We start from the raw sequence: 19,277 nt of genomic DNA, 5'->3' as shown, positions 1-19,277 counted from the left end.
CTCTACAGCGCGTTGTGTCCCAACCGGCTGGAAACGACGATGCGGTGGGAGCCCGCCTGATCTCGATGAGAATCCTGACGGTAACGCATTTCTTCGAGCCGCATGGCGGCGGAATCGAGCGGGTTGCCGGCCATCTCTGCCGCGCCTTTGAGGCCGGGGGTCATCACGCAGCCTGGGCCGCCAGCGGCTCGCCAGCGTCGGGCGTCGCCGCAATCGGCTTGCCGTCGTGGAACGGCATCGAGCGCGCCACCGGTCTGCCGATGCCGGTTCCGGGGCCCCGGGCGCTGACGCGACTTTGGCGCGCGGTCGGCGGTTGCGATGGCGTCGTTATCCATGACGCGCTTTACCTCACCTCCGTCGCGGCCATGCTCGCCTGTTGGCTGCGGCGAAGGCCCGTCCTGCTGGTGCAGCACGTTGGAGACCTGCCTTTCCGCAACCGTCTTCTGCGGGGTCTGGCCGCGCTCGGCAACCGCGTGGTCGGCCGGGCCATGCTAGCGGCAGCGGACCGTGTGGTGTTCATCAGCGCGACCACCGCCGCCCATTTTGCCGATGTGCGGCTGCGTGCCCCGGCCCGGCTGCTGTTCAACGGCGTCGACACGACGGTCTTTTGTGCCCCGTCCGAAAGCCGGGACGCCATGCGCCGGCGCCTCGGCCTTCCGGCCGGGCAGAAGATGATCCTGTTCGTCGGCCGCTTCGTCGAGAAGAAGGGACTGGCGACGATCGAGGCGCTCGCGAGAGCCCGCCCGGACCTCTCCATCGTTCTCGCCGGCAAGGGGCCGATCGATCCGGCCGCCTGGCAACTCGGCAATGTCCTTGTGGTGCGGGGCACGAGTGGCCGTGCGCTGGCCGAACTCTACCAGGCGGCCGATCAATTGTTGCTGCCGAGCGTCGGTGAAGGTTTTCCGCTGGTGATCCAGGAGGCGATGGCCTGCGGGCTGCCGGTCATCTGCGGTCTCGACAGCAGCCGGGCCGATCCCGGCGCACAGGGCTTCCTCACGGGCGTGCCGATCGATCCCGACCGTCCCGAGATCAATGTGCAAGCGGTGATGCGGGCCCTCGATGCGGCCCTGATGGCCGCTGACGACCGCCGCCGGATGGCGGCATATGCCGAGGACACCTACCGCTGGACGGCAATGGCGGAGGCGATCAGCGCGATGCTGGCGGAGCAGCTGCCGGCTGCGCGCCCTGGCGACAGGTCTGCTCGAGCGCCCTGAAATGGCTGTCGTCGCCGGGAGACATGGCGATCCGCTGGTGGATGCCCGTCAGCTCGGCCCGGCCGACGAAGGCGACGTCCTGGCCTGAGCACAGCCCGGCGACCTGTTCTGTCGTCAGACTGCCTGCGAGGAGCCGGATCGGGCGGTTGGAGAGGTCCGGCCGGTTGATCACCAGATCGGATGCGAAGGCCGCGGCTCCCTCGTCGATCACCGCGATCGGTGCCGGCAGGCGGGCGATCGCCGCGGCGGCATCGGCATAAGGCGTGGTGAACAGGGATGCCATGACGAGGTGGAGTGGCAGCAGCAACAGGAAGGTCGCCGCGTTGGCGAAGGCCCACAGCCTTCGCCCGGGCCAGACACCGCGCAAGGCGCGCCAGCCATGGCCGCCGATCAGGCATGCGCTGCCGATCAGGCCGTGCAGGTAGCGGTAGCCCCAGCCATCGCCTTGATAAGCCAGGAGCACGCCGACGACGACGATGGTGGCGAGGATGCCGGCCGCGAGCGGCCGCATCAGCGGCGCGCGCCAGGAAAGGCAGAGGCCCGCCGTGAGCAAGGGCAGCAGCAGCAGATGCTGCCAGGCGACGAAGCGCAGAAGGTTCATCGCCATCACGGGGAGGCCGACAAGACCTGTTTGCTGGAGCATCCCGGCGACGCGATCGATGTAGCCGAAGCGATCGCCGGTGGCCGAGAGGGTTTCCATCGCGCCGCCGGCCGTCTGCGCGACGAGCTGCGGCCAGCTCAGCCAGAACAGGCCGATGGCGAGGTAGGCGCCGGCATAGAGGATCGTCAGCGCCCAGCGTTTCCCGATCAGCAGGCCGACGAGAAACGGCAGCGCGAAGAGCGGGTGGAACAGCGGCTGGTGCAGGCCCGTGGCAAGGAAGCCGATCGCGATCGCGCCCGCATGCCACCAGCCGCCGCCGAGAAACAAAGCGAGCCAGACGAGGTTGACGGCCAGATGCCCGGCCATCGCATAAGATGTCATGCCGAGAAGGATGACCTGCGAGGATCCGGCATAGAGGAGAAGGGCAACGGCCCGCGCGCCGGCATCGTCCGGCCAGAGCCGGACCGTGATGCGCCACAGCGCCAGGGCACCGATCGCGGTGAAGGCGGGGCTGGCGAGGTTGGGGTCGCCGATCCAGCCTGCCAGCACACGGGCGGCGGCATTGACCGGAAGATAGGCCGAAACCCAGGCCTGACGCTCGGCGATCGGCAGAATGAAGGACTGGTTCAGCGCCTCGGCCATCGGCTGCCAGGCCTGTGCAACCGGGAAGGCCAACCGGCCGCCGGCGAAGACGAGCGTATCGAAGCTCGCCATCTGTTCGTCGCGCGTCAGGTCGTAGCCGGAAAGCACCGAGCTATGGCCGCCCCAGCCGAGAAGGCCGAGGCTAACCGCCAGCATCCACGGGTGACGCGACACGGCTGTCGTCCAGGCGATCTCGCCTGCCGACCTGTCGGCATGCAGGCTGAAACGCAGGATTATCCCGAGGATCAGCAGGACAGCGAGATCCTGCCGCAGGAACAGCCAGAGGGTGAACTGCTCTTTCCCGACGATCAGCCCGCCGAGCCCCCCTGCAACAATGATCGCCCAGAGCCCGCAAAGCGCCAGCGGTAGTGCAAGACGGGCGTGCGCCAGGAAAGTAACGGCAGCTGCGTCATTCCCCATCCGCCAGGTCCCTTGCTGCAAGTCTGAGCTGTTCTCCGCCCATCGACCACGCGCGCGGCCCGATCACAAGGGCGGCCGGGAATGACCGCCGGCGCGTCAAGTCTCGCAGCGCCCGACATGCCGTCACAGCCCACAGTCGTGCGCGAACCGACGACGAAGCTGGTCAGCTCCCAGCGATGGCGTCGCACCGAATGTTGTCTCTGAAAATATTGTTTGGTAGCGGGAGAGGGACTTGAACCCCCGACACGCGGATTATGATGCCGCGTGTCTAGATCGAATTTGGTCTCACCAGTAATGAATTTCTGTTAACCATATACCTGATTTTACTGCAATTTTGGCCGATTTGTAGTGCTGCTACGATAGCATTCCCAGTCAGGCACCTGCAAGTTCGTCAGGACAGAGCCAGGACAGAATTGGGCGGGGCAAACATCATGTCGGCAACGGCGAGAGCGGACACTTCGCCGGCGCGGAAGGTGATCGGCCTGCCGCCTTCGGACGGCTTCAACGTCCGCTGGGTGAGCGATTTAGCGGCCTCTGGCCAGGAACTCGACATCGCCGATGGCAGGCAGCCATTCCTCCGCCTACGGTCGGGACCCCGGAAGTCGACTTATTACGTCCAGTGGGTGAGGAATGGCAGGAAGTCTCGGCTGACATTGGGTCTGGTGCCCGAACTCAGCCTTGCAGACGCTCGGAAACTGACCCGCAAGGCACTCGACCTGCTCGAACAGGGCCTGATCCCGGATGACGATTGGGTGCGGGCCGAGCGCAATCCGGCGATGCCGGCGCTCGTCGTGGAACGGAAGACCTGGACGTATCGCCGGGCGCTGGAGGTCTATCTCGCCGAGGTCTTGGCGACAAAGAAGATCGCGACGTATCACGACTATCGAAAGGCGCTAAACCACGACTGCCTCGAGCCGCTGCAGGGTGTGGCCGTACGGGACATCACCGAGGAGCGCATTTCGGAGATCCTCGCGGCCTACCAGAGACAGCAGGGCGGAAGTGCCGCGGCGAAGCTGAAGAGGACGCTTTCTCCATTCTGGAGTTTTCTAGCGAAGGCCCACAACAGAGTGGAATCAGGCGTTACACGGCGCCTTCAAATCGACCTTCCGCCCATGGCTGTCCGACCGCCGAAGCAGCTGCGCTTCCCTCATCCGGGAGAGGTGGCCCGTCTGTACATGGCTGCGTCGGAATCAAAACTCGGGTGGGCGAGCGAGGCGGTCGCCTGGCTGTGCCTGACCGCGCAGCGACGGGAAACCATCGTCACGGCATTGCACCGGCATGTCGCAGGATCCGTCTGGAGCGTTCCGCCCCTGCATCGCAAGACCGCCGCCAAGCGTCAGGACAACCGCAATCACACGATCCCTTTGCCCTTCGACAAGCCGGAAGGGTCCAACGTCGATCCCGACCACTGGCTTTTCCCGGCGAAGAGACCGCGCCGAAAGGGTATGCCCTTGAGCCATATATCCGGAGCGACCCTGTCACACGCGCTTCTAGACTTCGGCTGTTCGTTCTCACCGCACGACGTCCGCCGGTCGTTCGCCACGACGATGATGATCGAAGGGTTCACCGAGGCCGACGTGAAGCTCATCCTCGATCACAACGAAAAGAAGGTCATCAACACGGCTGACATCCACTACATCAATCACCGGCGGCTGATCAGGAAGCGGGAGATGATGACCGCCTGGTGGTCGTTGGTCACGGGGGAAAGGAAGTTGGCTGACGGCGTGTGGGAGGAGGCGACGGGCATCAAGGCGATCGTGGCGGAATTCGTCGTAGACTGACGGTGTCCGGTTGCCACGCAGTTCGCATCGGGCCAAAAGGATTCCCTTAATCCACCGGCGGTAAGGCCCTTACAAATGTCCGACCACGACGACGAACAGCCGCACGATCCGACACCCGCGTCCATCCTCATCGAATCCCTGTTCCCCGTAGATTCTGCGACATGGTGCGCCCGCCTTCTCGGTCTCCAGAAACGCTCCGTCGACCGAATGATGTCAGGTTACTCGACCGTCTCGCCGGCGCTCCTTGAGAAGCTCGCGCACCAAGCTGACATTCGCGACAGGATGATGTCGGAGATCGAAGCGACGATCGCCAAGGCGGAGGCGGAAGGCGGGCACATGACGGTGCTGAGGTATGCGCTGACCAATCTGATCCGGGGTACGAAATTGGAGCGAGACCACGAGCCTCTTTGAGGTTTCCAGCAATTTTAAGGGAATTCCTGGTGGTATCGTAATCGCGATCGGGTAGGTTCCTTGAAGGACAGGCGTTCGGCCAGTCGGCTTCAAGGATAACGAAAATGTCGCAGGACATTCATGCAGCGGGCTCTGCTCGCGTTGCACATCTTCATCGCCGCCCGATCATCGATGACGACGACCTGAGCGATCCATCGATCGAATTTGGCGACGACGGTCCGACTGTCATCGACATTTCCGATGAGGCCGAGCGCCTGGCGCGTCTGAAGGATGAGTTCGCCGGCGAACTCGACCGCGCCCGGCCTTCCACGGTGATCACCTTCGAAGCGATCGTCGAAGCGTTGGCTCCACATCGCGAGAAGATCGCCCGGCGCGTGAACGGCGACGGAAATCTGCTCTTGGCGATCTCGATGCCATCCGAGGCTTGGCTGTCGCGTGCCGCGAAGGCGGTCACGCTGCTCGCTCACGCGATGGCGACGGAGTCCTCCGCGCCCGTCCGTACGACCGTCGTCCACCACGTCGCCAGCGGAGGCGTGAAGAGCCGAATGGGGCGATCGGTTTGGCAGACGGACCGCATCTTTTCGCAAGCGCAGTTGGCGCACTCCGTTCTTCTGGTCAGCGAGGACGACATTCTCCCGTTATACCTTCACCTCGCATGCGATGCCGTGATCGAAATCCCCGAGATCAGCCAGCTGATCTTCCAGCGTGTCGTCGAGCACAGCTGGCCGGGGATGGATGTGTGCTGGCCTGAAGGCACGGGCGCCAAGATGCTCGACCCGGAAATGTTCGACGTCGCATTGAAGCGCGCCGACAGTGCCTCGGAATTCATCGAGCTTGTGGTCGCGTTCTCCGATGCCGTCCGCATCGAGAAGTCGGTCGAGGCTGAGGCGACGGACGCCGACGCGAAGCCCAAGGTGTCCAAGGGCGGCACGGAAATCCTCCGCCCTTCGGCGCCGAAGTTGGGCGATCTGCATGGGTATGGCGCGGCCCAGGTGTGGGCGCAGCAGCTAGCCGACGACATCGGAATGTACTCCCGAGGCGAGCTCGAATGGCGCGACGTCGACGGAGGTGCCCTTCTGTTCGGCCCGCCGGGCACGGGCAAGACGCTGTTCGCATCGGCGCTGGCAGCCAGCTGCAGCCTGCCGTTTATCGCCACTAGCTTCGCTGCATGGCAGGCGAGCAAGGGCGGGCATTTGGGAGATGTGGTCAAGTCGATGCGCGACCTCTTCGTCGCAGCGAACAATGCTGCACCCTGCATCGTCTTCATCGACGAGATCGACGCGATTCCTTCACGCAACAGCAGCCGTGAACATGACGACTACTGGCGCGCCATCGTCGTGGCGCTGCTCGAATGCCTTGATGGCAGCAGCCGACGCGAGGGCGTGATCGTGCTCGCAGCGTGCAACGATCCCAGTGGCCTGGATCCGGCACTTGTTCGCTCCGGTCGGCTGGATCGTCGCTTCGAGATCGGGCTTCCGGGAGAGGAGGACCTCGTTCGAATCTTCCAGCATCACCTGCCTGACCTCGATGCCGCGGTGATCGCGCCCGTCGCGACGGCGCTGGCTGGCATGACGTCTGGTGCGGATGTGGCGCGGATCGCTCGGGAGGCCCGACGCTCGGCTCGTCGTGCCAAGCGCGATCTCCAGGCGGGCGACCTGCTGGCGATTGCGCTGCCGGATGACGACCGCTCGCCTGAGCTCCGGCGCCTGGTAGCCGTTCATGAAGCCGGGCATGCAGTCGCTGCGATGTCGTTTGGGCAGATCCCGCGATCCCTTACGACGATCCGTGCTAATGGCGCCATGGGCGGTGTCTCCCTCGATGCACCGGCGGACGGCGGACGGCTCGGCGATATCAACCGGCGCACGATGATTCTGCTGGCCGGTCGGGCAGCGGAGGAGGTCTTGCTCGGTCAAGTGTCCGCAGGTGCCGGCGGCCCGAGCGGCAGCGACCTCGAGCTCGCAACGCAGATCCTCGCGCAATCGTCCGGGCTGATGGGAATGGCCGGGTCGCTCGTCTACTCGACGACGATGGATGGGGCGGTGATCGATGCCCGGCTCCAGCGCCTATACGCCGAGACCGTTCTCCTGTGTGTCCGCCGCCGGGCCGAAATCATGGCGCTGTCCGAACTGGCTTTGGAGAAGCGTGTCCTTGGGAAGCGTGCGTTGGCGGATTTCGCGGCTGAGTTCGGAATGGGGGGAGCATGATGATGGTGGTCTTCGACGAGTCCACCAAGAACCGCCTATCGCAAATCGAGGCGTCCGAGGGCATGCCGCCCGAGGAACTGATCCGGGAAGCGGTCGGGGTCTGGTCCCACATGACGAGCGTCGAACGGCGGATCATGGGTATCCAGGTGATGACGATCGTGATCATGCGCCATGCGGGAGCCCGGGCGTGAGCCCGGCGGAGCGAAGCCGGCGACTGGCTGACATCGAACGGCCGGCATCGCGGGCACTTGCCGTGCACGCTGGCCTCGTCACCGCAGTCAGCATCTCGCCGGAAGCACGACGGCATCTGACGATGATCTCAGAGGATCTTCTCGACTGGGAAGAGGAGTGGGCTTTCCAGGCTATCGGAGATGCCGTGACAAACGTGCTGCATGACATCCTTCAGCAGCGGGTCGATCAACACGCATAATCGTAGTCACTTTCGCGACCGCAGGGGAAAATCGCGTTTGCCGACCCTCATCGGCTGGAGCCGACACGCATGAAGCGAATTTGGATCATGTCCGACATCCACGACGACGCGTCCCGGCGCCACGTCGGAAACTTTGCGTTGCCCCGGGACGTCGAGGCAGACGTCATTGTGATCGCTGGTGACATCGCAGGCCGCCTCAGTCGGATGGGCCGTAGCTGGCTCGAAGCCCAGGACCGTGGCATCCCGATCGTCATAGTCGCCGGAAATCACGACTTTTGGCGCGGCGATCTGGACGCCGAGATCGGCCGCTTTCGGGAAAAGTGTGCGGTCGACTGGATCCATGTCCTCGACGGCGAGGCGCAGGAAGTCGCAGGCATCCGGTTCGTCGGCGGCACGCTGTGGACTGACTACCGGATCTGGAACGGCAAGACCGAGGACGGCTATTCCGCGGCACAGTCCGCGATGTCTGATTTCCGTTACATGAGGACGGACCGCTATGGGCGCCGCGTCCACCCGCAGCATATGGCTGCGATCCACGCTCGGCATCGACGCGCCATCGAAGAGACGCTGGCGATCCCCTTTGCGGGACCGTCAGTGGTCGTCACGCACCATGCACCGAGCGCCAGATCATTGCTAGCGGGCAAGGTCACGGAACCATCGGACGCCGCGTACGCATCCGATTTGGAGGACCTTATCATCCGAACGCAGCCAGACATGTGGATCCACGGGCATGTGCACCAAGCGCAGGACTACATTATCGGTGAGACCAGGATCGTGTGCAATCCTCGAGGTTACGTCGGTCTCCAGCCCGGCTTCGGACACAAGTCTCGGAAGCCGCATGCGGAGGTGTCGGAGTTCAATCCGCGGCTAGTCGTAGAGGTCAGCCGGAAGCCGCGGATTGATCCCTACGGGATGCCGATGAGCTATCAGGACGAACTGGACATGTGGAAGGCGAACATGACGATCGCCGCGGCGACGGACGACGAGCTGCTCGACAACGACGAGACGCTGGCCGCCAGCTGGAAGCATGGCTGATGGCGCGGATCTGGATCATGAGCGACCTCCACCTCGAGGAGACGTACACCAACAGAAGCTACACGAACGTCGTTGACCATGACGTCGTCGTGCTCGCCGGCGACGTCATGCACGTGCCCTCCGAAAGCATGACGTGGGCCGAAAGGAAGTTCCTGAAGCCCGTCGTGATGGTCGCCGGCAACCATGAGTATTTTGACCAGGACATCGGTCGCGAGCTTCAGAATGCGGCCTGGAAGAAAGCCTCCGGCGTCCATTTCCTCGAAAACCGTGCCGTGGTCATCGCCGACGTGCGCTTCCTTGGATGCACCTTGTGGACGGACTATGAGTTGATGGGGGATCGGGCGCTCGGCATGCATGTCGCCGGCACGTCCCTAGATGACCACCGACGCATCAGGATCGGCGACCGCTGGTTCACGTCGACAGATGCCCTGGCCCGGCATATCGAATCTATCGCCTTCCTCGAACGAGAGTTCGCAAGAGAGTTCAATGGCCCGACAGTCGTGGTCAGCCACCATGGCCCGTCTGGGCAGTCGGTCTCTCCGGAATTTCTGGGCGATGCGCTGAATCCGGCATTCTGCAGCAATCTCGAAGACCGAATTTTTCGCTGGCAGCCTGATCTGTGGATTCATGGCCACGTCCACTCCAGCCATAACTACTCGATCGGCAGGACGCGGGTCGTCTGCAATCCAGCGGGCTACCACGGCTCCAACCTCGCGTTCGACCGCGACCTGGTCGTCGAAGTCGGGCAACCGAAGCCTCGGTTCGAGGGCGGCGTCGAGGTTGACTCATACGGTTACCCCGTGCCGCAGCGGACGCCCGAGCAGAAGCTCGAAGACGAGGCCGACAGGATCATCCGGGACGGCGCCATGGGTTGGCTGCAGGAGATGGCGGACCAGGCTGACGAAGCGGACGAGCCGAATTCGGTGATCGGCGAAAACGTTCGTGGCGTGCCGGCAGTGGTCAGGAAGCGGCCGTAAATTCGTGCGATGAAAGAGACGTTATGTGCCAAATCGTTCTTTTCGCTGATTCAAGGATCATTCGATGACCGATATCGCCCGTCCCCGCCGCCCGGTCGGCGATCCCGATCGGGCGATAGCTCTCGAATTTGCCTTGGAGGAAGGCTTCCACGAACTGCTCCGGAGCGCTGTCGACGCGGGCTGGACCGAACGCGAGGCTACCCGCACGATGCTGGACATCCTGCATGAGCATTTGATCGACATCGCGGAAGAGGCCGCGATGGGCACGGATCTCGAAGCCCTGGCACGATCCACTCCGTGATGTCTGCCGCTCTCGACTGATTACCTGACGCCGGGTTATCGTTTCGACATGTGCAATCTCTATTCGATCACGAAGGGCCAGTCGGCCATCTTGGAGTTCACGCGAGCGATGCGTGACCTGACTGGCAACCTGCCATCGCTGCCGGGTGTCTTCCCCGACATTATAGCGCCCATCGTCCGAAACGCCACTGACGGAGAGCGCGAACTGACGATGGCAAGATGGGGCATGCCGTCGCCGCAATTCGTCCTCGAAGGTCGGAAGACGGATCCCGGCGTCACCAACATCAGGAACGTGAAGTCGCCGCACTGGAGACGTTGGCTCGGACCCGAGCACCGCTGCGTCGTTCCGCTGACGAGCTTCAGCGAGTACGACACCATAGATGGCGTGAAGGTGCCGACGTGGTTTGCCTTGGACGACAGTAGACCCTTAGCAGTGTTCGCGGGCATCTGGACGAATTGGACATCGACGAGGAAAGTGAAAGAGGGACCGGTGAATGCCGATCTCTTCGGCTTCCTGACGACAAACGCGAATGCGCTGGTTGGCGCGATCCATCCCAAGGCAATGCCGGCGATCCTAACGACCGCTGAGGAGATGGACGTGTGGATGCGGGCAGACTGGTCTGAGGCAAAGGAACTGCAGAGGCCGCTGCCGGAGGGAGTGCTGAAAGTGGTGGCACGAGGGACCCGCAGCGACGGCATCGAAGAGACGGAATGAAACCTATCGAGGGTAGGTGCATGCTGAGGATGTTATTCGTCGTTGCGGTGCTATCGGGGGTCGTCGCTTCTGCACAAGCCGCTTCCCCAGACATAAGCCAAAACGGTTATCTGCTCGGCTTCCGGACTAAGGCCGCGGCCAACACGGCACGGGTCGCTCAGTTCTTCGATCAACTTAAGCTGTCGGACGAGATCCGTACGTCGACAATCACGACGAGTTTCGGAATCAACGAAGAGTTCGAATACCCGTTTCTGCGTTTTGAGGACTATGTCGCTACAGTCGCGGCCACGATGGCCCCTGAGCGTCTGCTCTCGTTCAACGGATCGGACCCGAGCGTCTTCGGCATAAAGGTGATCCTCTCCGACAAGTCGGAATTTGACGTCTTCTTCAAGCGCGAAGTCGGGATTGCCAAGGTCTACGCAGCCTCTGTCACGACGTTCGGGCGGAGCCAGAATGTTTCCCCGGACGAGGCACGCGGTGTGATGTTGATGCTGGCAGGCTTTCGGCCGGCAATGCTCGTTGGCAGTCTGAACGCAGGGGAAGGAACTCCGGAGGAGCCGAAGGCCGACACCAGCGACCTGCTCTCAATGTTCGCCGGGCGTTGGAAGGTCGAGGAAGGGGGCTCCTGCTTCGTGCGTAGCGACGACATCGGCACGAACATCATCGGAAACACCATCACCGAGTACGAGTCCGGATGCGCGATATCCGAGCCGACGAGGGACGGCTACGATGTTGTGGCCAAGCTCTCATGCAGCGGAGAGGGAGAAGAATGGCCTGCGTCGTTGCGGATGAAATCCAGAGACACCTTTCACATGACGTGGACCCGGCCGGACGCGAGCGGAACCAAGGCATTCAGTATGTCGCGCTGCTTCTAAAGACCATCGCTCAGGAGAACCTTCAATGTTCGAACCTTGGATCGGAAAGCGCTTCCGAGATGTCGAGAACATCCTGGGCGGAACCAGCCTGCTGATCCTCGGGGAATCACACTACACGCCGGACGTGGAGAGGATTGGCAAGCCGGAGGCGGGGTGCACCCCTTACGTTGTCCAGCGCTACGGCATCGACACCCGTCACCAGTTCTTCGCGAAGCTCGCGGCAATCACGCTGGGGCGGCCCGTGAAGGGTATATCACGAGAGTATGCTGACCTGTTTTGGAACTCGGTTGCCTTTTACAACTACGTGCCGGTCTACTGCGACGGCAGGTCGATTGCCAACGGCGGCAAAGCAAGGCGTCCGGAAGAGTGGATGTTCCGAGCCGGCGCCGAGCCTTTCCGCGAGATCATCGATCGTGTTGAGCCTGAAGCCGTGATCGTATGCGGTCTGGAGCTATGGAACTGGGTCTCTCCTAACATCAGCGGACTGGAAGGTAACGATCGCGACGTCGTTTTCTACGACGACGGGCGCACGGTCTTCTGCCGGATCCATCATCCCAGTTCTCCGGGCTTCAAGGCCGACACCTGGGAACAGCGCATTCATTACCTGCTGGAATTGGTCGCGCAGCCTCGTTCCCGTCGCAAGATCATGTGGTCGGAATACTCGGCTGAGACCGTGTGATCAATGCGGCCAGGCCGGCCCACGGCGCTCTCTTGTCCCTCGACCCCGCATCAGTTCGCCGACCGATCACGACCGGAGCCCCCTTCGCACGTAGCCCGCGGACGTCCGCGCCATGGCCTCGGCTTCCATCTCATGCTGCCCCCGGATCAGACCCATGATCGCCGCCCGGTAATCGCCGCCAGCAGCGCGGATCGCGTCGTCGACGACACCATCCAGATCGTCGTCCTGCACTAAGGTCTTCAACTGCGCCTGAGCCATTGTCCGTCTCCATCTTCCGATGTGGATGATGCGCCGAGTCCCTCTTGCCGACAAGCCAGTGTTCCTATTCTGTTCTCGAAGCCGGGAAGGGATTCACAGAAATGGTGCAGGGCATCAAGAACTTCGCGGACGGCCTCCGGAAAGGGCTCGGCATCATCGTGAAATGCAAACCGTGCGGGAAGAGCGTCACGTACAGGGCGCTGGACTTCCAGAGCGTCCTAAAGCCCGGCGATGACATCGAGCAACGACTTTGGCGGTGCCGGCATTGCGGCACGTATTCTGAGTGGATTCGGTACGTGCCGCTCGAGGGTCGCGAGCGGGAGTCGCTCGCGCAGTGGACGCCTGCGTACACAGGGCGAAAAAGACCTTAGTCCAGGTCGGCAAATGGAGCGTCCGATTTCCCAGATGGTTATTGGCAGGTAATGGTCTGCGAGCCGCCAGCGTGCAAAGCGTTCTAAAAGTCATGTGTGAGGAGAACGTGCCTGGTGAGTCTCGAGAGCTATATGTTGGTTCTAAAGAAAGTCCCCTGCTGACCGGTTTCACGGAAGATCAGCTTCGGCTTCTGGCTTTCGGAAGCGCACATCGCAGACTAACGTCAGGCGAAGTTTTGTTCCGAGCTTCCGCCCGCTCCGACGCCGGTTTCGTCATTGTCAGCGGTGATGTCGAGCTGCTGCAGGGGAAGACTGGGCTGGAAAGAGCGGTCGCTCAGCTCGGACCCGGTGCACTCCTCGGCGAGATGGCGCTTATCACCGAGGCCCCCCGCTTTGTCACGGCGCGCACGTTATCCGACTGTGACCTGATCCGCATACCGCGGGCCTTCTTTCGACGCATGCTCGATGAGTATCCGGATCTTGCCATCACCCTGCATAGGAGGCTGGCAGGCGAGCTCGGGATCATGATGGCGAGTATTTCCGAGTTCGAAGGTCCATTCGACTACTGACCGTCACTCGGTCGGCAACGAGATCGTCTCCATTATGCGACCAGTGTCGGTCAGGATGTGGATAATCCGTTGGTAGTGCCTGACATCGTCGAAGGACAGCTCGCCCCCGCGTCGATCCTTCAGCCACTTCTGAGCCGGCTGGTAGCCGCCGATCCGGAATTCCCATGCCGTCAAAGTCACGTTCGCGAAATGCTGCGTGGCGTTGATCCAGATGCATCCGTCCTCGAACCTCGGGGCGTCGACTAGGCCGTCGCCACTGCCGATAAGTGGGTAGGGGTAGGCGGCCGCCGTCGACGGATCCATCAAGTGCAGCAGTCGCAACTCGCGCCCGGCGTTCGCAAGCGACCAGAAGCTTTCGGCATCGACCGGCCACGGTATCTTTGGAAAATCTCTTCGAAGCAGCTCCTTGTACATCGAACGATATGCCGGGCTATGAAGCGTGCCGTATATGTAGTCGAAGGCGTCCTCGCCGGTCGCAGTCCGATTTTTTTCGGTCGACGAGATCCCTACCAGGCGCTCGAGGATGGTCGGATCCACATTAAGCCGCCGCTGCGCTCCCAGCTTCTCATAGATGTAGAGCGGGAAATTCATGGCGTTGGAGCCGGTCGTCCCGGACAGGAAGATCGCCTCGGAGGGTTTGTCGGTTACGAAGACGTGCGCGAAGGCATTGTCACAAAGGGCCTTCGGCGCCAGTAGGCCGAAGTTCTGTCCGAGAACGTAATTCTCCATGACCTGCTGCACCGGCCAGCCTACGAACCCGCGGGCGTTGCCTGAGTAGAACATGTGCCTGCTGTCGAACGGGCGGTAGTTCACCTCCACGATCGGAGCCGTGTTCCGGTGCTCGATCACATCGTTCCTTGCCCATTCGTAACGCCAGTCCCGGACGTCGTCCGGCAAGGCATACCGCCGGCGGAAGTCGGCCTCGGACTGGTTGACGATGTCGTCCAGCGTGGCTGCGACGGACTGTGGGGAAGGCCGCATGCATAGCGAGTCGCGCTTGGTGACTATGCCGTTCCCGGAAAGCAGGAAGAACTCGTTGAGGGCGAAGCCTTCGTTAAACGCGTCTTCGGCGATCAGGTCCACCGGGCGGAAGTAATAGCGGGGCGAGCGGGGCTCGAGCTCGGTGAAGATGTCATCGGAAATCCTGGCCGTCTCCAGCCGGGCGTTCTTCGAGGCGCGGGTGCCCCAGAAATCGGCATGGTAGATCTTCGCCAGCGGAACGTTCGATCTGTTCTTCGTCTTGTCCGGCACGACCGTCGCAGTCGTCTTGACCGCGATGATGATGGAAACTCCCTGGAGGATGTCGAAGACGTTCTTGTCCGGGGCTCCGTCGGGAGCCGCTTCCTTGCGCCGGGAATTGCCGTGCAGGTCGAGCACGTAGATCTTGTCGAACGTTTTCAGAAGATGCCAGCGCATGCCCCGCAGCGTCGGATTGTCCAGGTATCCGTGATCGGTGATGAAGCCGAAGACGCCTTCACCATTCTTTTCGATCATGTTCTCCGAGAATCGGGTGAACTTGATGTAGTCGTTGTTGATCCACTTGGTGGTCTTTTCCTTAAGGCGGTGCGTGCCTCCAGGCTCGAACTTGTAGGCATTCATGAGCCCGGTGATCCAGTCACCCTTGTTCTGGCTCTCGCCGGAGTAGGGAGGATTCCCGATCACGCACATGATCGGCATCTCGCGCTTGATCAGGTTCGCATCCCGGGCCTCGTTCGAGAGCCATCTGGCGAACTGGAGCGTCTGGTTCGTCGCGTCGCCTTCCTCGAGACTGTTCGTCAGGTAGACGCTGAGGCGCGGCGGCGTGTTCGTGGGGACGTAGCCGAGCTCGCTGAAGATCATGTCGAGCTTCATGTGGCACATGGCATAGGACGCCATTAGCAGCTCGAAGCCGTGCAGGCGGGGGATCAGGCTCTTCTCGATGTACTGGGACCACATGCCCTCGGCGACGCCCTTCACCTTCGGCGCGATCTGCTTCACGACTTCCGCCAGGAAGGTTCCGGTGCCCGTCGCCGGATCGAGGATCTGGACGCGATGGACTTCCTTACGCTCCATCATGTGCTTGCCGGATTTGGCGAGCGTGCCCTTCTGCGTCATCCGGCGCTGGCCGGTATCCCAATCGAGCGTGACCTTGGACGTGTCGGCAAGACCGTCTGCCAGGCCGAAGTCGGCCTTCAATACATCGTCGACGGCTCGCACGATGAAGTTGACGACGGCCTCCGGCGTGTACCAGACGCCACGCGATTTCCGCTTGGTCGGATTGTAGGCCGCCAGAAATGTCTCGTAGAAGTGCAGGAAGGGATCCGAGCGTCCTGTCAGCCGTCCGAAGTCCTCCATGATACGGCGGACGTCGCAGGCCTGGAAGACATTCGCCAGGTCGTCGATGATCCACCGGATCCGCTCGTCGAGATCAGGTCCGGCGATGTAGCCGAAGAGCGCCCGGAGGAAAGGATTCGACTTGGGCAGGAGCTCGAGCGCCTCGAAGCGGCTGAACGTCTCCAAGGTCGTGTCGTGGAGACGAGCTGCGAACATGCCGTAAGCGAGCGTCTCCGCATAGATGTCGGAGAAGTCCTCCGGGGTGATGTCGTGGATCAAATGGAGCTGGAACGCCTTGTACTGCTCCGCTAGCTCCGTCTGCAGGTCCTTGTCGGCTTTCAGTGCCTTCGCGAGCACATCTTTGATAAGGAGTGCCTTGCCGGCCATGATACCGGCCAGGGTGCGCGGCGAAGTGATCGTTTGCGGCCGCTGGCTAATGAAGTCCCGCAAGAGGTTCAGCAGGACTTCGAACTGCTCCGCATCCGGTCGGATGCCGTTTCGCAGCTCGGCGATGGAGACGGCGCTGACAAGGGCGCCGTCCCGATAGAATTCGAAATCCAAGCAGTTGGTGTAGATGAGGTTCTGGAGGCCCTTTCGGTATCGGTCCTTCTGCTCCTTGTTCGTCCCTTTCATGTCTTCGAGGACGACGCCGAGATCCTTCGCCTCGACATGGCCGACGACGATGGCGCCACTCTGGATGATGAAGTCCGGAGCGCCGACAGCGACCCGCTTGGGCTCGTTCAAGGCCTGCACCTGGTCGTCCAGCGATTCGAACAGGAACTCCAAGGCCGACCGGTAGGAATGCTCCGTCGCCGCGCCGGTCCGGCGTGTCCGCTCGACCCGTGCGAGGTAGTCTGCCACCAGATTCATGCCGAATGCCGTCCCTCGATCAATGGGCGCAATCTATCGATGGGTGAATTTCGTGCAAGGGACCCTGCAACCTGCGATGAAAGACGACATCGCCACCGCCGGTGCCGAAAAACTTTGATCCCCGACAGATTGCCTGTGACTGGCCAGATCCTTCCGATAGTCTGGGCGGGCTTGGACCTGGGAGGAATCGTATGTCGGAAGTTGCAGGCGAAGAGCCGAAGCCGGAAGCTGTCGTTGCCGATCCAAAGCCTTCGAAATACGAGCGCTATATCGACGAGATTTCCGAAGACATTGCAGAGACTATTCAGCAGTTTGGCTGCCAGCCGATCCTTTTCATCGGATCAGGACTTTCGAAGCGATACACGGGGACCCCGAACTGGGAGGAGTTGCTCGGCCTGCTGGCGGCAAACTGCACCGCAATCGAGAAAGGGCTCGGCTTTTACAAACAGTCCTTCCAGACATCTCAGAAGATCGGCGAGGAGTTCGCAAGGGTGTACCAGGAGTGGGCATGGTCGACGGGCCATAACGAGTTCCCGGAGGCGATGTTCGAGAAGGGCGTAGGGAAGCAGGCGTACATTAAATTCAAGATCGCCCAACACCTGCAATCAATCGCGCCGGCAAACGTCGAAGATATGATCGCTGCCGGATATGGCGACGAGATCAAGTTGCTGCAGGCAATCAAGCCCCATGCTGTGATCACCACAAACTATGACCGCATGATCGAGACGGTCTTCCCGGACCACCATCCGATCATCGGTCAGCAGATTCTGAAGGGCGCTCAGTTCTCAATCGGCGAGATCTACAAAATCCACGGGTGCATCAGTGACCATGAATCCCTCGTCTTCACAGAATCGGACTACGAGGAGTTTACTAAGAAAAAGAAGTTCCTCAGCGCCAAGCTGCTGACTTTCTTTAACGAGCACCCGTTGATTTTCATCGGCTACAGCGCCACGGATCCCAATATCCGCGCCATCCTGTCCGATATCGACGAGGCCCTCCCTGAGAAGGGTGGGATTATCCCGAACGTCTACATCCTGGAATGGAAGGATGATCTCGACGAGACGTCGTCGCCGGCCCGCGACAAGCTGATCCCGACCGAGGACGATCGCAGTGTGCGGGTGAAGCTGATCCAGGCCAAAGACTTCGGATGGGTCTTCGAGACATTCGCTGCAAACCCGGCACTCAACGACGTCAACGTCAAAGCGCTCCGAGCCCTGATTGCGAGGTCCTATACGCTGGTCCGGCATGACATTCCGAAGATGACGGTGCATGCCGATTTCAAGATGCTGAATGGCGCCGTCGAGGATTCCGAGTCATTCGCCAAGCTATTTGGCCTCGCCAACGTCAGCGACTATTCGCTGGCATCGGCGCAACATCCCTACAGCGCAACGGAACTCGGCGGAAAGATCGGCGGCCTGACTTATCACCCCGCAAACAAGGTGATCGACAAGATCCGGATGGCGACCGGGATCGATATCAAGGCTTCCGACAACCGATATCATCGGACGGAGAAGGTCCATAAAACCCGCTACCACAAGTACTCGGAGGAGGCCGTCACGCTCATTCGGGCGGCACATGCTGGAGAGCCTTACGAACTGAATATGACCTGATGGCGAACCGCATCGAGATACAGCCTCCGCCGAACCTCCAACTCCTTGCACCGTTCGCGAAAATTTTCGCAGGCTCGGGTTTCACAATTGGCTCCTGGGGCGGAGGCCAGGTCAATGACGGCGCCATGCAGGTCCCGTATTTCAGCTTCTCCGATGTTGGAACGCAATTCATCCAGGCCGCATATGACGGAGACTGGATTCGCGGTGCTTTCCGCTGGCCTGAATGGGCCGGTAGCGCCGAGGCACAGCGTCTCAGGAAAGATCGGGGCTACGTCGAAGTCGCAGACATCCTTCAGCTTGCCAGACTTCTGACGACGTTGCTCAGAGGAGATCGGTTCAACGAAGGACTTCTCGCTGAGGCCGTGGGGAACGGCCTCGTTGCCCGAGTGCTGCAACGGATCTCAGAACTCCAGGAGGCGTCGCTGACAAAGATCGTGTTGCCCAAGGACTGGTTCTTGCTGACCCTACGCGAAGGCGCATCGATCGATCTGCCCGGCATTTACGAATGGCATATCGGAGACGATATTTACGTCGGAAAGTTCAAGCGGGCCCGTCGACCAATGAGGGAATACGGACTGAACGTGCAGCGGTTGCTGACGGGCGGGGTGTATCGGAAAGCAAAACCCGGCAGCTTCCGCCGGATTCACGTCGCTCTCGCAGACGCAGTTTGGAATTGCCAGGAAATTAGGCTCGATATTGTGGAGAACCCGACGCCTGAGACGATAGATGCGCGCGAACAGAAACTGATTAAAGAGAGGGGTACCTTGAACGGGTCTGGGCTTGTCTAATTAGCTTCGTCCGCATTCGTGACTGGTAAATCAACGTCCTCCAAATCCGTTGGATCGAGATCGCCGATCAGTCGGATGACGAGTCCCTCTAAGCCTGTCAGTCGGTCGTAGGCGCTTCTGAGGACCTGCACGTGATTCCGCCGTTCGGGGGCGTTCGCCGGCGCTGTTGCGACCAATGCGCCGCGATTTAGTCAAACCCTCAAGGCCTGGGAGA

Annotated in this window: 18 protein-coding genes; 15 read left to right on the top strand and 3 right to left on the bottom strand. The window is 61.5% G+C overall.

The window, feature by feature from the left end:
- Positions 1-65: 65 nt before the first annotated feature.
- Positions 66-1,214 (top strand): glycosyltransferase family 4 protein, encoded by a 1,149-nt coding sequence (locus ACZLZY_RS07545; RefSeq protein WP_472933618.1) that lies wholly within the window; start codon positions 66-68, stop codon positions 1,212-1,214.
- On the opposite strand, the gene ACZLZY_RS07540 is transcribed toward ACZLZY_RS07545, so the two are convergent.
- Complete coding sequence (locus ACZLZY_RS07540) at positions 1,147-2,877, bottom strand: hypothetical protein (protein ID WP_472933617.1); 1,731 nt, start codon at positions 2,875-2,877, stop codon at positions 1,147-1,149. The two genes, ACZLZY_RS07545 and ACZLZY_RS07540, sit on opposite strands and share 68 nt — an antisense overlap.
- Positions 2,878-3,308: 431 nt before the next feature.
- On the opposite strand from ACZLZY_RS07540, the gene ACZLZY_RS07535 reads away from it, so the two are divergent.
- The 11 genes from ACZLZY_RS07535 to ACZLZY_RS07485 all read left to right on the top strand — a co-directional run bounded on the left by ACZLZY_RS07535 (position 3,309) and on the right by ACZLZY_RS07485 (position 12,284).
- Positions 3,309-4,658: a tyrosine-type recombinase/integrase gene (locus ACZLZY_RS07535; RefSeq protein ID WP_472933616.1), complete on the top strand. Its 1,350-nt coding sequence runs from the start codon at positions 3,309-3,311 to the stop codon at positions 4,656-4,658.
- Positions 4,659-4,733: 75 nt separating this feature from the next.
- Positions 4,734-5,069 (top strand): hypothetical protein, encoded by a 336-nt coding sequence (locus tag ACZLZY_RS07530; protein WP_472933615.1) that lies wholly within the window; start codon positions 4,734-4,736, stop codon positions 5,067-5,069.
- Between the two features lie 104 nt (positions 5,070-5,173).
- Complete coding sequence (locus tag ACZLZY_RS07525) at positions 5,174-7,273, top strand: AAA family ATPase (protein ID WP_472933614.1); 2,100 nt, start codon at positions 5,174-5,176, stop codon at positions 7,271-7,273.
- 2 nt (positions 7,274-7,275) lie between these two features.
- On the top strand, positions 7,276-7,464 hold the full coding sequence (locus ACZLZY_RS07520) for a hypothetical protein (protein ID WP_472933613.1): 189 nt from the start codon (positions 7,276-7,278) through the stop codon (positions 7,462-7,464).
- Positions 7,461-7,703 (top strand): hypothetical protein, encoded by a 243-nt coding sequence (locus tag ACZLZY_RS07515; protein WP_472933612.1) that lies wholly within the window; start codon positions 7,461-7,463, stop codon positions 7,701-7,703. Before ACZLZY_RS07520 ends, ACZLZY_RS07515 begins: the two co-directional genes overlap by 4 nt.
- A gap of 87 nt (positions 7,704-7,790) precedes the next feature.
- Positions 7,791-8,738, top strand: coding sequence for a metallophosphoesterase (locus ACZLZY_RS07510; RefSeq protein ID WP_472933611.1), 948 nt, complete (start codon positions 7,791-7,793; stop codon positions 8,736-8,738).
- A gap of 17 nt (positions 8,739-8,755) precedes the next feature.
- Positions 8,756-9,715, top strand: a complete 960-nt coding sequence (locus ACZLZY_RS07505; RefSeq protein WP_472933610.1) for a metallophosphoesterase — start codon at positions 8,756-8,758, stop codon at positions 9,713-9,715.
- A gap of 64 nt (positions 9,716-9,779) precedes the next feature.
- On the top strand, positions 9,780-10,016 hold the full coding sequence (locus ACZLZY_RS07500; RefSeq protein ID WP_472933609.1) for a hypothetical protein: 237 nt from the start codon (positions 9,780-9,782) through the stop codon (positions 10,014-10,016).
- 48 nt (positions 10,017-10,064) lie between these two features.
- Positions 10,065-10,730, top strand: coding sequence for an SOS response-associated peptidase (locus ACZLZY_RS07495; RefSeq protein ID WP_472933608.1), 666 nt, complete (start codon positions 10,065-10,067; stop codon positions 10,728-10,730).
- 20 nt (positions 10,731-10,750) lie between these two features.
- Positions 10,751-11,605 (top strand): hypothetical protein, encoded by an 855-nt coding sequence (locus ACZLZY_RS07490; protein ID WP_472933607.1) that lies wholly within the window; start codon positions 10,751-10,753, stop codon positions 11,603-11,605.
- A 25-nt stretch (positions 11,606-11,630) separates the two neighbouring features.
- The gene (locus tag ACZLZY_RS07485) at positions 11,631-12,284 is read left to right on the top strand and encodes a hypothetical protein (RefSeq protein ID WP_472933606.1); all 654 of its coding nucleotides are present in this window, start codon (positions 11,631-11,633) and stop codon (positions 12,282-12,284) included.
- A 66-nt stretch (positions 12,285-12,350) separates the two neighbouring features.
- Here the strand turns inward: ACZLZY_RS07485 and ACZLZY_RS07480 are convergent, their stop codons facing one another.
- Positions 12,351-12,542, bottom strand: coding sequence for a hypothetical protein (locus tag ACZLZY_RS07480; protein WP_472933605.1), 192 nt, complete (start codon positions 12,540-12,542; stop codon positions 12,351-12,353).
- 334 nt (positions 12,543-12,876) lie between these two features.
- On the opposite strand from ACZLZY_RS07480, the gene ACZLZY_RS07475 reads away from it, so the two are divergent.
- Positions 12,877-13,482: a cyclic nucleotide-binding domain-containing protein gene (locus ACZLZY_RS07475; protein ID WP_472933604.1), complete on the top strand. Its 606-nt coding sequence runs from the start codon at positions 12,877-12,879 to the stop codon at positions 13,480-13,482.
- Positions 13,483-13,485: 3 nt separating this feature from the next.
- Here ACZLZY_RS07475 and ACZLZY_RS07470 read toward each other — a convergent pair whose 3' ends face one another.
- The gene (locus ACZLZY_RS07470) at positions 13,486-16,665 is read right to left on the bottom strand and encodes a type ISP restriction/modification enzyme (RefSeq protein WP_472933603.1); all 3,180 of its coding nucleotides are present in this window, start codon (positions 16,663-16,665) and stop codon (positions 13,486-13,488) included.
- Positions 16,666-16,856: 191 nt separating this feature from the next.
- On the opposite strand from ACZLZY_RS07470, the gene ACZLZY_RS07465 reads away from it, so the two are divergent.
- Together ACZLZY_RS07465 and ACZLZY_RS07460 are read left to right on the top strand one after the other, a co-directional pair.
- Positions 16,857-18,275, top strand: a complete 1,419-nt coding sequence (locus ACZLZY_RS07465; RefSeq protein WP_472933602.1) for an SIR2 family protein — start codon at positions 16,857-16,859, stop codon at positions 18,273-18,275.
- On the top strand, positions 18,275-19,063 hold the full coding sequence (locus ACZLZY_RS07460; RefSeq protein ID WP_472933601.1) for a DUF6508 domain-containing protein: 789 nt from the start codon (positions 18,275-18,277) through the stop codon (positions 19,061-19,063). The genes ACZLZY_RS07465 and ACZLZY_RS07460 overlap by 1 nt, the downstream gene beginning before the upstream one ends.
- The last annotated feature ends 214 nt before the right edge of the window (positions 19,064-19,277 follow it).

Source organism: Mesocryomonas lacus (assembly GCF_055730135.2).
This window is presented reverse-complemented; position numbering and strand designations above follow the sequence as displayed.

Coding starts and splice junctions, on each gene's coding strand:
- ACZLZY_RS07545 (WP_472933618.1), top strand. CDS start 66: ATGAGAATCCTGACGGTAACGCATTTCTTCGAGCCGCATGGCGGCGGA.
- ACZLZY_RS07540 (WP_472933617.1), bottom strand. CDS start 2,877: ATGGGGAATGACGCAGCTGCCGTTACTTTCCTGGCGCACGCCCGTCTT.
- ACZLZY_RS07535 (WP_472933616.1), top strand. CDS start 3,309: ATGTCGGCAACGGCGAGAGCGGACACTTCGCCGGCGCGGAAGGTGATC.
- ACZLZY_RS07530 (WP_472933615.1), top strand. CDS start 4,734: ATGTCCGACCACGACGACGAACAGCCGCACGATCCGACACCCGCGTCC.
- ACZLZY_RS07525 (WP_472933614.1), top strand. CDS start 5,174: ATGTCGCAGGACATTCATGCAGCGGGCTCTGCTCGCGTTGCACATCTT.
- ACZLZY_RS07520 (WP_472933613.1), top strand. CDS start 7,276: ATGGTGGTCTTCGACGAGTCCACCAAGAACCGCCTATCGCAAATCGAG.
- ACZLZY_RS07510 (WP_472933611.1), top strand. CDS start 7,791: ATGTCCGACATCCACGACGACGCGTCCCGGCGCCACGTCGGAAACTTT.
- ACZLZY_RS07505 (WP_472933610.1), top strand. CDS start 8,756: ATGAGCGACCTCCACCTCGAGGAGACGTACACCAACAGAAGCTACACG.
- ACZLZY_RS07500 (WP_472933609.1), top strand. CDS start 9,780: ATGACCGATATCGCCCGTCCCCGCCGCCCGGTCGGCGATCCCGATCGG.
- ACZLZY_RS07495 (WP_472933608.1), top strand. CDS start 10,065: ATGTGCAATCTCTATTCGATCACGAAGGGCCAGTCGGCCATCTTGGAG.
- ACZLZY_RS07490 (WP_472933607.1), top strand. CDS start 10,751: ATGCTGAGGATGTTATTCGTCGTTGCGGTGCTATCGGGGGTCGTCGCT.
- ACZLZY_RS07485 (WP_472933606.1), top strand. CDS start 11,631: ATGTTCGAACCTTGGATCGGAAAGCGCTTCCGAGATGTCGAGAACATC.
- ACZLZY_RS07480 (WP_472933605.1), bottom strand. CDS start 12,542: ATGGCTCAGGCGCAGTTGAAGACCTTAGTGCAGGACGACGATCTGGAT.
- ACZLZY_RS07470 (WP_472933603.1), bottom strand. CDS start 16,665: ATGAATCTGGTGGCAGACTACCTCGCACGGGTCGAGCGGACACGCCGG.
- ACZLZY_RS07465 (WP_472933602.1), top strand. CDS start 16,857: ATGTCGGAAGTTGCAGGCGAAGAGCCGAAGCCGGAAGCTGTCGTTGCC.
- ACZLZY_RS07460 (WP_472933601.1), top strand. CDS start 18,275: ATGGCGAACCGCATCGAGATACAGCCTCCGCCGAACCTCCAACTCCTT.